The following is a 12,027-nucleotide window of genomic DNA, read 5'->3' on the forward strand; positions in this document are numbered from 1 at the left end:
ATATGACTATTAGTGTCAACACTATGCGCGCGATTGATCATTGGGTCGGTGTGCCTCTTTGTGCAATCGTTAGCCCATTTATCGCTTTGATTGATCGCATAAAAAATATATTCAATCACGGCCCAGAGACTCCAAAAAAATTACTCTTTATTGAACTCTCGGAAATGGGAAGCGCCATTCTGGTAGATCCTGCAATGCGCAATGCAAAAGCTCGTGGAGCAGAATTGTTTTTCTTGATCTTCAAAAGCAATCGCGCCAGCCTGACTTTACTCAATACCGTTAAACCAGAAAATATCTTCACAATTGACTCATCTAGCTTAGGTGGCTTAATTAAAGATACGCTGCGCTTTCTGATACTTGCTCGCAAGCACCGTATTGATACCGTTATTGACCTAGAGTTGTTCTCTCGATTTACTGCCCTACTGACTGGCATGTGTGGCGCTCGTCGTCGCGTGGGGTATCACATTTTTCATGGTGAAGGATTGTGGCGCGGCTTCATGCTCACTCGCAAGGTGCATTACAACCCGCATATTCACATTACTAAGAATTTTCTATCTTTAATTCATGCGGCGTTTGCCCAAAAAATTGAAGTTCCATTTAGCAAGATTGAGATTCCGGACTCTGAAGTACGCCTCGAGCAAGCCGTCATCAATCCAAGCGCCCTCGAAAAGGTGCGCGAGCGTATTGAAAAAATGGCTAAAGAGGCCCGCATCAATTACATCTCGGGGAAGGATCGTCTCATTCTGATCAATCCGAATGCAAGCGATCTTCTTCCACAACGCCGCTGGGCACAACAGCGTTTTTCTGAATTGATTCAAGCAATCCATCAGCAATATCCCAACGATCTCATCTTAATTACCGGCTCACCTACTGAGTTTGTCTACGTAGAAAAAGTTCGTGCTGTTGCCAATGTTAAAAATGCATTAAATTTTGCTGGACAGGTCGGCTTTGCTGAGCTGCCACCGTTGTACACGCTATCAGATGTCATGGTTACCAACGACTCTGGTCCTGGTCACTTTTCAGCCGTGACGCCATTGAGAACAGTCGTTCTCTTTGGACCGGAGACTCCAGCCCTTTATGGTTCTGTTGGCAATTCCATTGCGATCACTGCCAATCTAGCTTGCTCGCCCTGCGTAAGTGCTGCCAATCACCGTAAAACCCCTTGTCAAGACAACGTGTGCATGCAGGCCATCACCGTTCCACAAGTCCTGGATAAAGTAATCAAGCAATTGCAAGATGCTGACAAGGCAAAGGCTCGCTAAGCTGGATGAGCAAAAAGGCAATTCCCACATTTTCTTGGTTCATTCCATTAGCTCCAATTGCGCTCGCTTGCGTAATTTACTTTGGTGAGTTTCAAAGCAGTACTTTTTTATTCATTAACCGCTTTACGCAATTACTGCCAGACACCCTTTGGGCTTGGCTTACTTTTTTTGGTAATGGTTGGGGAGTGTTTGCACTTGCCTTTCCATTACTGTTACTTGCGCCAAGGATGCTGACTGCTGGAATTTTTGCTGGCGGGATAGCCGCATTAGCAAGCACAGTCTTAAAAGGCCTCTTCGACCTGCCAAGACCTGCAGGCGTCCTAACCGATGGCAGCTTTTATCGCATTGGTGAAGCGTTACTCCATAAAGCCTTCCCATCTGGTCATACGCTCACTGCATTTGCTATTGCAAGCGCCTTGTATTTTTCCGTAGGTAAAGTTAAACGTGATTCATTGATGCTGCTGTTTTTGCTTGCCACTTTAGTGGGCTTATCACGTAGCGCTGTAGGCGCCCATTGGCTCACCGACGTTTTAGGTGGCGCAGGTGTTGGTATTTGGTGTGGAATGCTCGGGGCCCTAGCGGCTAATCAATTTCCGGAAAATCAACTTGGGCCAAGAAAAATCTGGTCGCATCTGATTGCGCTTGGCGGCGTTATCGCAATGTACGCCCACCTTACGCAAATCATGGATCTGGACTTAAATCTGCCATTGCAGTATCTCTCCATTGCCATAGTGGCCTTCACCCTAGTCTTTTATGTCAAGGCGCAATTTACTCAAGCGCCTCGCAAGGCAGAATAATTCAAGATGTTTAGCTATCGACATGCATTTCATGCGGGAAGTCACGCAGACATCCTGAAGCACCTTACCTTAATTCACTTGGTTCAATACCTTCAAGAGAAGCCTGTTGCCATTACCTTTGTTGATACCCATGCAGGTGCTGGCATCTATAGTTTGCAAGATGGCTTTTCTACAGTGAGTAAAGAAGCTGATGGCGGAATCTTTCGCCTCAAGCAATATGTAGAAACTTGCCATCACGCAAACACCCCAATCCCCGAGAGCATCCAAGAGTACTTGAAGTGCATTGATGCTGAGAACATTGAGGGCCATCTAAATACCTATCCTGGCTCCCCCTTTATTCTGGCACGTCTGCTGCGTCCACAAGATCGACTCAAGCTCTTTGAGCTGCACCCCAAAGAGATCGATATTCTGCGCCACAATATTGGCGAACTAAAACAGTCTAAACAGATTGATATTTATGCTGAGGATAGCTTTGCCAGACTCAAGGGACTACTGCCCCCTCCTAGTCGACGCGGCCTCGTATTAATTGACCCTTCTTACGAAGACAAGCAAGACTATCGTTATCTTGAGCTCGCCATGGAAGAGGCGCTGCAACGCTTCGCCACAGGCTGCTATGCAATTTGGTACCCGGTACTTTCTAGAAGAGAATCGGCAGCTCTACCTGACCGTCTGAAAAAAATTGCTACCGCACATAAACGCTCGTGGTTACATACAGAGTTACGAGTTGAAAATGCGCCAGGTGAGCGCCGTTTGCAAGCTAGCGGGATGTTTATTATCAATCCACCCTGGACTCTAGAAAAACATCTGGCCCAGGCACTACCGACCTTAACGAAGGCTTTAGGCATCAATGGCGGCGGCCAATTTTTATTGAAGAGCTTCGAAGCTAAGAACTAGTCACGTAAGGTGATCATGACTTCATTGCGACGCATGAAGGGCAAAGTCCAAGGCGGGTTATAACGTGCGAAATTAGGAGTGCCGGCACTTTGCAAATTACGAGACTTCATCCACTGCTCCAGCTCTAGCGTTTTCTCGGCCACTTTCTGGCTATTATAAAAACCACTAAAACTAATGACTGCCCTTTTTACTGCGGGAATTTGGCGCAATTGCACTTGCGGACTCATGGGCTTGGGTATCGATTCCATCGTATATTCAGCAGGCATCACGAACGACACTGTCCATTTGCCGGCTTTAGACTCAATTCCTACCGGTGCAGTCATTGCAATCTTTGCGCTCTTCACCGCTTGATCTTCGACTGTCACTGGCGCAGTCATTGCAATTTTTTCGCTCACTTGATTCTGGCCAAAAATATAAGCAGCAATCAAGCGAAACCCTTGGCTCGAGGCCTCATCTAAATCACCCTCAACTTGTACCTCAGCAACAATCATGGGTGCATAAGAGCGGATTTCAAAGGGTGGTTCTTTTTCGAGAACAGCATATTTTGGCTCTTCGGTTGCCATGACTGCTCCAGTAAAGGTGAGTGCAATGAAAACTAAAAGACTTTTAAAAAAAGAGTTTCCCACACTGGTCTCAGTAAACATTACCACTGTGCTTTAAGTTCAAATCCATTTGAATTGAAATGTAAATCGGCTTGCGCACCAACAGGCAAAGTTAATTTATTGGCCTGATGTCCGAATGGCAGCCCGGTCAAAATTGGAATCGCTTCCGGCAAACGTTTGCGTATCGCCTCAATAGCGCGCTCGAGCGAATACCCCTTATCGTTGTCGTAAAGACGATAGGCAGAAAATCCACCCAACAATATGGCTAATTGATTTGCAAGAATGCCTGCATCTAAAAGTTGCATCAACATTCTTTCAATTCGATAAGGATGCTCATTCACATCTTCCAAAAATAAGATCCCGCCTTGCGTTTGCTGAGCGCTTGGAAGATATGGTGTGCCAACTAAACCAGCCAGAACCGTTAAATTACCGCCCCACAATAAACCTGTGATTGAGTGCGCGTCTTTATTACCCAAGAAAGATTGTGGGGTCGACACTTGGCAATCTAGTCTTCGGTCTTGAGCTGCGGCCTGGAAATGCTTCCACATAAACTCATCCGGCACTACCGGTGAACCATCATCACCTAACCTTCCAAAGTCATAGTTCAGCATCGGACCAGCCAAAGAAATGGCACCAGTTTTTGCTAGCAATCCCAACTGAAAGACAGTGAAATCACTATGACCACATACTTGCAAGCCGTTTTGAATAGCCTTTGCAATTGCTTGCCACTCAATACCGGGTAGCAAGCGATGGAGACCGTAGCCGCCGCGCATAGACATCACTACAGTCTGAGGTTCTAATTTGGATATGGCATTTAACTCAGTAAGACGCTCATCATCATTGCCAGCGAAGCGTTCATGGCCACGATGTACGCAATCTACGTTATAGATAGTAATACCTTGATGTCCAAACCAGTCAATACCAGCCAATGGGCTTTTACTATCTAAGCTTGCTCCAGAAGGAGCAATGAGGTGAATGGATTTCAACGTCGCCCCTTAAAAAAATCACGCAGCAATTGACCGCACTCTTCACTCATGATGCCACCTTCAACACTGGTCTGGTGATTAATCTGTTTTGAAGAAAATATATCTAGCACGCTACCAGCAGAGCCTGTTTTGGGGTCTTGCGCCCCATAAACCACTCGATCAATCCTAGCATGGAGCATAGCACCGGAGCACATCGCACACGGCTCAAGAGTGACATATAAGGTGCTGCCAGGGATACGGTAATTCTCTTCGGCTAGCGCTGCTTCTCGCAAGGCCAGCATTTCAGCATGAGCACTAGGATCATGGTTTGCAATCGGCTTGTTAAATGCCCTCGATATGACTTGGCCATCCCGAACTAGCACTGCGCCTACAGGAACCTCACCTGATTGCGCTGCCAACTGAGCTTGCTCAATTGCCATACGCATATATTGCTGGTCAAGCTCTGTTTGCGTCATTTACACAACATGCACGTCAGCCCAGCAATTGGGCGTCTCATAAAGACGAATAGAAGAGAGCTCTAAGCGGCCACTAAAAGCTTTACTGAAAACGGGTTTCAATATTACAAAGGCCGCGTTAGCTAAGTTCTCAACAGTTGGGACATGCTCCATGATGACCGTCTTGTGATCAGGTAAGGTTGACAAGAATGCAACCAGCCCTTCATCCTCTTTAGCCACCAAAAATGCATGATCCCAAAGATCTACTACGTATTGGTTTGTTAAGCGTTTGATATCGCCAAAGTCGAGCACCATGCCATCATCTGCTTTGCCAGGATGATCAGCCACTTCACCAGTCAGCGTGACTTCTATTGCATAGCGATGTCCATGCAGATGCCGACATTGACCATCATGATTGGGAATACGATGCCCGGAGTCAAACTCAAGGCGGCGCGTAATGGAGATGGCAGGTTGTTTATTTGTCATTCAGTGCTTAATTAATCCTATTTGAGCTTAGTCAACTATCGAATCCCAATCAGTTTATGAGATTGCAGGCTCAATCTCCATAAGGGACGCTTTTGACATAAGCTTACTGCTAACTCAGTATTACTTTTAAGGTTTTTCCCATCCATGGGTTGCAAGAAACGATTGCGATAATCCATTCCCTCAAAGCGGGCCATGAGTTTTTCTAATGCTTGGTGGTCATTTTGTGGGATGACTAGCTTTAACTCATCCGCTTGAAGAACAATCAGATCAGAGCCAGCTTTAGGACTTACACAAACCCAATCAACTCCTTTGGGAACTTTAATGGTGCCGTTCGTTTCAATCGCCACTTCAAAACCTTTTTGATGAAGTGCAGCGATCAACTCTTCATCCAATTGCAAGAGCGGCTCCCCACCAGTGAAAACTACATAACGCTGCTGCGGACCAGCTGAAGTACTACGCCATGAAGTCTCGATTGCATCAGCAAGTGAGGCAGCAGTTTCAAACTTGCCACCGCCAGCACCATCGCTACCTACAAAATCGGTGTCGCAAAACTGGCAAATCGCTGAGGCGCGATCTTCTTCACGCCCACTCCAAAGATTGCATCCAGCAAAACGACAAAATACGGCAGCCCTACCAGTGTGGGTGCCTTCGCCTTGAAGTGTGGGGAATAGTTCTTTAACGGTATACATAGCAATGCGTCTATTTTAAGCGCTTTGCTTATTTCCAGGAGATTAACTCCCACTCCAGATAGTCTTCCCAGTAGGCATTAGCCCAATAGATGCCAGTAGTGATATAGCGTCCTGAACTACGCCGAATAACCCATCGTCCGATTTCTGGTGCAAACCACAAGTCCTCTTGCCGCTCATTGCCAACTCTAAATAGGTCATTACTGACAAAATTCGGGATTTCATTATGAATCTGTAATACCAAAAATTGCCCCGCAGGGGTCTGAATGCGCTCCCATTGCGATGCAGTCATACCGAGACCCCAGTAATAACTGCCATCGGGGTATCCGGGCACTTGATATTGGGTGGTAAAGAACCCACTCCAGCCTGCCTGTAATTGTAGCGGCCACATCGGAATGGGCTTTGTGAACTTCTGAGTTGGACTCCAATGGGCATCTTGCACAACAAAACCCCAGGGCGATTGAACTTCATCAGGAAGTGGTCCCGCCTTAAGACTCGTGCGAGCAATGCGTACTTCATTGCCAACAGAAACTACTTTTTCGGTGACCGTATCTACGATCTCTTGATTAAATACATTGCGAACTTGATAAACCCACTCTTGACCTACCTTGGGCGCCCTTACCACTGGAGCTGGTATGGGCTGAGGCTCAAGAATACCCCCAGGGTAGGGTTGAGATGAGATGCATGCCGCCAGTAAGACTGGCAGCATCAATAAGACAAGGCGACGCAAAGCGCTTACTTGTAAGAAGTCAGTTGCCATTGAAAACTATCTTCTAAATTAGGCATGCCTAGTTGGCCTTGAATCATGTAAGAGCCAGAAGATTCCCTCGCAACCCAGCGCCCAATACTTGGCGCAAACCAAATCGTTTCTTTGCGAATGCAATTGACCTTATTGTCATCATTGCTTTCATAGTTAATGAGGTTTTGATAACGCAAAGTTAAGAATGTTCCGGCAGGCACAGTAATTTGTTCCCAGCCATGTGCACCCATAAACTCCTGCCAGCTATAGGCGGAATCTGGATAGCCTGCTAATTTGTATTTGGTATTGAGCTGCTTATTCCAACTGGAAGATAGCTCTGATGGCCATAACGGGATAGCCGGATTAAAGCTAATCGTACGCGACCACTGTGGATCGGTCTGCACAACACCCCATGGGCCTTGCACTTCATTCGGCAGCTTGCCGCCGCTCTCATCCGTGCGTTCAATCACAATGGTCGAGCCAACACTAGCAACACGCTCAGTAATGATTCCTAGGTTTTTCCCATCAAATACATTGCGCTTGATATAAGACCACTCCTGACCTACTTGAGGGGCGCGCACTGCTGGCAAAGGTTTTGGCTGGGCAACTGGTGTCCCACGCTCATATGAGAGAGGAACGCCACAAGCGACGGGAGCTAATGCGGCTGATGCAATAAAAGTACGGCGTGATAAATTCATTGATATCTCCTACGTTAATTGAGAACTTTACAAAATAATTGTAAGTCTGATTTATAGAGGTGAGCTAGCGATACAAGGCGTTTTGAATGAAATTTTTAGGGACAGTTGTCTTGGGTATGGAGATGCCCAAACCATCAAACCAAGACTGAGTTTTGATCTCAAATCCTACGCCGTGCATATAGTTATAAATGGCCTTTTTTAGCCCCTGACCAAGGACTCCATGATCAACCCCAGTGGAATCAATAAAGGCAACATCATTCTTGGCAAAGGTGGTTTCTGGCAAAGGAATGAGTTCAATTCCATACTCTTGCGGATTTTGACCCACCGGAGAATGTACGGTGCAAGTAAAACGATGAAAGAAGCCGCTTTGAATACAGCCATGCTCAAAAAGCTGTCTCACATATTCCAATGCATCCACCGTCTCTTGGACGGTTTGTGTTGGAAAGCCATACATTAAATAAGCGTGAACCAAGATTCCGGCATCAGAGAAACCCTTTGTAACCTGAGCAACCTGTTCAACCGATACGCCTTTTTTCATGAGATTGAGTAGGCGATCAGAGGCCACTTCGAGACCTCCAGACATCGCAATACATCCACTTTTAGCTAACAGCTCCGCCAATTCAGGCGTGAAGGTTTTCTCAAAGCGAATATTGCCCCACCAAGAAATGAGCACCTTGCGGCGAATGAGCTCCTCAGCCAGCGCTTTTAATATCTTAGGTGGCGCAGCTTCATCCACAAAATGAAATCCTGTCTGCCCAGTTTCCTGAACAATTTGCTCAATACGATCTACCAATAAACTGGCTGACGCAGTTTCATAACGAGAGATGTAATCAAGAGATACATCGCAGAAGCTGCACTTTTTCCAATAACAGCCATGCGCAACAGTCAGCTTGTTCCAGCGGCCGTCACTCCATAAGCGATGCATCGGATTAAGCATATCCAAAAGAGATAAATAAGAATCCAGCGGTAACCCATCCCAAGTGGCAGTACCAACCTCTTCAAAAGGCACATCAAGCTCTTGCCAATTGAGGTATTGCACTTGATTACTAGAATTCCGCATAAAGGTTCGCACCAATCTTTCGGTGGAGCGTTTGCCGCCGATGTGCTCGAGTAAAGCAAGCAGCGGTCTCTCGCCAGAATCTAGCGTAATGAAATCCACATAATCAAAGATCCGAGCGTCGGATAACTCTCGAAGCTCAGTATTGACATAACCACCACCCAAAGCAATCTTGATTTCTGGATGTGATTTTTTAATCACCTGAGCTATACGCAAGGCTGCATACATGGCCCCCGGGAAGGGTACGGATAGGAGTACTACATTCGGCTGGTGACGCTCAATCGCTTTACTGGCTAACTCTTGTAAATGCAGGTCCATGAGCGTTGGTTTAGCCTGGAGCGCATCAGCCAAAGGCGTAAAGGTAGGCTGACTACTTGCCAAGGATTCTGCATAACGCACGAATTCAAAGCGGTCATCAACAGCATCACGCAATACATCGGATAAATCATTGAGATAAAGGGTGGCTAAATGACGCGCCCTGTCTTGAGACCCTAAAGCGCCAAAGGCCCAAGATAAAGGATCACCCGCCTCCTCTTCATCAAATGCATCAAGAGAAGTAAATCGTGGTCCCTCAGGTAGAAAATCACGGGTATTGATGCGATGACTTAAAGTGCTATCGCGCCCCTGTAAGAAGCTAATCGTTGGGGCAATGGTTGATTGATAGGCATCAAAGTAATCCAGAAAGAAATTAACGCTGGCACTGCGACTCTCTTCAGGCACCGTGAGCGCTTGAGCACGAATCTCAGACATACCCTCTGGAGTAAAGAAACTGAGCACTAAAGCTAAGGCGAGATCCTCTTGAACGGCGTCAACTCCACGAGACCTCAAGAATCCCGTGAGATACGCCGTAGAGGGATACGGCGTGTTCAGCTGGGTCATGGGTGGAATGAGGCTTAATACCTTCATCATTATTTACTATGCACCAAGAAGAGATAGCTCTTCGCTTGTAAAGCCAGCCTGCTTGCGGGCCTCCATATTGAATGGGGGCTTTAAAACAGGCGCACGATATTTGGCGGCTAACTCTCGATAAGCAGTGATTGGAGAAAGATTATCTTTCACGCACAAGAAATTAAACCAGCGATTGCCAATCAATACATGGCCGATTTCATCATTGAGAATAATTTCCAATATCTCCACTGCACGCACTTCTTTAATTTGCTTGAAGCGATCTTGAATCGCTGGCACCGCATCTAAGCCTCTTGCTTCCATTGTTCTGGGCACCAAAGCCATTCTTGCAATTACAGAATCCGTTGTTCTTTCAACCATCTCCCACAAACTATTGTGGGCAGGGAAATCTCCATAAGAAAACCCCAGCGCATGCAAATACTCATTTACTAAACTGAAATGATAGGCCTCTTCTTTGGCAACCTTCAACCAGTCCTCATAGTATTCCTTGGGCATATCTGGGAAACGCCAGATGGCATCTAGCGCAAGGTTCATTGCATTAAATTCAATATGGGCGAGTGAGTGCAATAAGCCCGCCCTACCCTCGGAGGTATCCATTCTTCTTTTGGGAACCAGCTTAGGAAGTACCAATTCCGGCTTTAGCGGACGCCCAGGTAGAGAAAGGCCTTGAGCATCAATCTTACGAGCAACATCCAGGGTGATTTGTTGTTTGTGATAACCATCAAACAAACTGAGTAACTGACTTACTTTGTTTTGTGCATCAGCCCTTGCCAGGATTGCGAGTGAAGCTTCGCGTAACTCAAGCATGAATATTGGCAGGCTTAAATCGCCTACCCCTTATTCCCACTCGATCGTTGCGGGTGGTTTTCCACTGATATCGTATACAACACGGTTAATACCGCGCACTTCATTGATGATGCGGTTTGAAACCTTACCTAACAACTCATGTGGCAAGTGGGCCCAATGCGCTGTCATAAAGTCTTGGGTTTGGACTGCTCTAAGGGCAACAACATATTCATAAGTTCTGCCATCACCCATTACGCCAACAGACTTCACTGGCAAGAAAACGGCAAATGCCTGACTCGTAAGGTCATACCAAGATTTTTGACTTGCGTCATCAATCGTATTGCGCAACTCTTCAATGAAAATGGCATCAGCACGTTGCAGTAAGCTCGCAAACTCTGCTTTGACCTCACCCAAAATACGCACGCCAAGACCTGGCCCTGGAAATGGATGGCGATACACCATCTCACGAGGAAGACCTAAGGCCACCCCAAGTTCGCGGACCTCATCCTTAAAGAGTTCACGTAAGGGCTCAAGCAATTTGAGATGCATGTCTTCAGGTAAGCCACCTACGTTATGGTGACTCTTGATCGTGTGCGCACCCTTCTTACCCTTACCTGCAGACTCGATAACGTCAGGGTAGATCGTTCCCTGGGCAAGCCACTTAGCATTCTGAATCTTCCCAGACTCAGTCTGGAAAATTTCAACAAATTCTTTACCGATGATCTTGCGCTTGGCTTCTGGATCAGCAACACCAGCCAACTCACCCATGAATTTCTCTTTAGCATCAACGCGGATAACCTTCACACCCAAATTGCGTGCAAACATTTCCATCACCATATCACCTTCATTCAAGCGAAGCAGGCCATGATCAACAAATACACAAGTCAATTGATCGCCAATCGCACGATGAATTAAGGCCGCTGCAACACTGGAGTCGACACCGCCAGACAAGCCCAGAATGACTTCTTCATTTCCAACTTGCTTGCGAATATTCTCAACTGCTTCTGCAATGTAGTCGCCCATTACCCAGTCAGGTTTGCATTGGCAAATTTCATGGACAAAGCGCTCAATGATTGCAGTGCCTTGAATGGTATGGGTTACTTCTGGATGAAACTGAAATGCATAGAAGCGACGCTCTTCATCCGCCATGCCAGCAATTGGGCAAGACTCAGTAGAGGCCATCAACTTAAACGCAGGCGGCATTGAGGTGACTGAGTCGCCATGACTCATCCACACCTTCAAAATCCCATGACCTTCGCTGGTGGAGAAGTCCTGAATGCCTTTAAGCAAATTTGTGTGCCCATGAGCGCGCACTTCGGAGTAACCAAACTCACGTGCTTTACCCAAAGACTCTGCAGAGGCAACTGCACCACCCAACTGAGTAGCCATGGTTTGCATACCGTAGCAAATTCCTAAAACAGGAACGCCAAGCTCAAAAACGATTTGAGGCGCACGGGGACTACCATCTTCAGTTACCGAACTAGGGCCGCCAGAGAGAATGATGCCTTTGCCACCTTGCTCCTGAACAAACTTACGAATGAATTCAGGGTCGCAATCGTAGGGATGGATCTCTGAATATACGCGTCCATCACGTACACGCCGAGCAATGAGTTGAGTTACTTGTGAACCAAAGTCGAGAATCAGTATTTTGTCGTGCACGAAAAGATCAGCCTTTATTTCAGCTTTTTATAGTT

The 12,027-nt window shown here is 46.6% G+C and carries 13 protein-coding genes; 3 read left to right on the forward strand and 10 right to left on the reverse strand.

Going from position 1 to position 12,027, the window contains the following annotated elements; all coding sequences use genetic code 11:
* Window positions 1-2: 2 nt before the first annotated feature.
* From AOC28_RS05685 to rlmJ, 3 genes are read left to right on the forward strand one after another with little or no spacing between them, the layout of a single operon-like run.
* On the forward strand, window positions 3-1,262 hold the full coding sequence (locus AOC28_RS05685) for a glycosyltransferase family 9 protein (RefSeq protein ID WP_083564240.1): 1,260 nt from the start codon (window positions 3-5) through the stop codon (window positions 1,260-1,262).
* A gap of 5 nt (window positions 1,263-1,267) precedes the next feature.
* Window positions 1,268-2,059: a phosphatase PAP2 family protein gene (locus tag AOC28_RS05690; protein WP_072583003.1), complete on the forward strand. Its 792-nt coding sequence runs from the start codon at window positions 1,268-1,270 to the stop codon at window positions 2,057-2,059.
* A gap of 6 nt (window positions 2,060-2,065) precedes the next feature.
* Window positions 2,066-2,953 carry a 23S rRNA (adenine(2030)-N(6))-methyltransferase RlmJ gene (rlmJ, locus tag AOC28_RS05695; protein ID WP_072583004.1) on the forward strand — a complete coding sequence of 296 codons (888 nt, stop codon included), beginning with the start codon at window positions 2,066-2,068 and terminating at the stop codon, window positions 2,951-2,953.
* Here the strand turns inward: rlmJ and AOC28_RS05700 are convergent.
* The 10 genes from AOC28_RS05700 to guaA form a co-directional block, all read right to left on the reverse strand.
* Window positions 2,950-3,597 (reverse strand): heme-binding protein, encoded by a 648-nt coding sequence (locus AOC28_RS05700; protein WP_237767749.1) that lies wholly within the window; start codon window positions 3,595-3,597, stop codon window positions 2,950-2,952. The genes rlmJ and AOC28_RS05700 overlap by 4 nt on opposite strands.
* Window positions 3,597-4,541 carry an LD-carboxypeptidase gene (locus AOC28_RS05705; RefSeq protein WP_072583005.1) on the reverse strand — a complete coding sequence of 315 codons (945 nt, stop codon included), beginning with the start codon at window positions 4,539-4,541 and terminating at the stop codon, window positions 3,597-3,599. The genes AOC28_RS05700 and AOC28_RS05705 overlap by 1 nt, the downstream gene beginning before the upstream one ends.
* Window positions 4,538-4,996, reverse strand: a complete 459-nt coding sequence (gene tadA / locus AOC28_RS05710; protein ID WP_072583006.1) for a tRNA adenosine(34) deaminase TadA — start codon at window positions 4,994-4,996, stop codon at window positions 4,538-4,540. Before tadA ends, AOC28_RS05705 begins: the two co-directional genes overlap by 4 nt.
* The gene (gene queD / locus AOC28_RS05715; protein ID WP_072583007.1) at window positions 4,997-5,461 is read right to left on the reverse strand and encodes a 6-carboxytetrahydropterin synthase QueD; all 465 of its coding nucleotides are present in this window, start codon (window positions 5,459-5,461) and stop codon (window positions 4,997-4,999) included.
* Between the two features lie 35 nt (window positions 5,462-5,496).
* The gene (gene queE / locus AOC28_RS05720) at window positions 5,497-6,150 is read right to left on the reverse strand and encodes a 7-carboxy-7-deazaguanine synthase (RefSeq protein WP_072583008.1); all 654 of its coding nucleotides are present in this window, start codon (window positions 6,148-6,150) and stop codon (window positions 5,497-5,499) included.
* Window positions 6,151-6,178: 28 nt separating this feature from the next.
* Window positions 6,179-6,907, reverse strand: coding sequence for a hypothetical protein (locus AOC28_RS05725; RefSeq protein ID WP_072583009.1), 729 nt, complete (start codon window positions 6,905-6,907; stop codon window positions 6,179-6,181).
* On the reverse strand, window positions 6,883-7,584 hold the full coding sequence (locus tag AOC28_RS05730) for a hypothetical protein (protein ID WP_072583010.1): 702 nt from the start codon (window positions 7,582-7,584) through the stop codon (window positions 6,883-6,885). The genes AOC28_RS05725 and AOC28_RS05730 overlap by 25 nt, the downstream gene beginning before the upstream one ends.
* A 64-nt stretch (window positions 7,585-7,648) precedes the next feature.
* Window positions 7,649-9,547 carry a radical SAM protein gene (locus AOC28_RS05735; RefSeq protein ID WP_143143893.1) on the reverse strand — a complete coding sequence of 633 codons (1,899 nt, stop codon included), beginning with the start codon at window positions 9,545-9,547 and terminating at the stop codon, window positions 7,649-7,651.
* A 9-nt stretch (window positions 9,548-9,556) separates the two neighbouring features.
* A complete protein-coding gene (locus AOC28_RS05740; RefSeq protein ID WP_083564241.1) occupies window positions 9,557-10,354 on the reverse strand; it encodes a ferritin-like domain-containing protein in 798 nt (265 codons plus the stop codon).
* A gap of 30 nt (window positions 10,355-10,384) precedes the next feature.
* The gene (gene guaA, locus AOC28_RS05745) at window positions 10,385-11,992 is read right to left on the reverse strand and encodes a glutamine-hydrolyzing GMP synthase (RefSeq protein ID WP_072583013.1); all 1,608 of its coding nucleotides are present in this window, start codon (window positions 11,990-11,992) and stop codon (window positions 10,385-10,387) included.
* Between the last annotated feature and the right edge of the window lie 35 nt (window positions 11,993-12,027).

The sequence above is a fragment of the Polynucleobacter sp. MWH-Adler-W8 genome, from assembly GCF_001889925.1.
Lineage (GTDB): Bacteria > Pseudomonadota > Gammaproteobacteria > Burkholderiales > Burkholderiaceae > Polynucleobacter.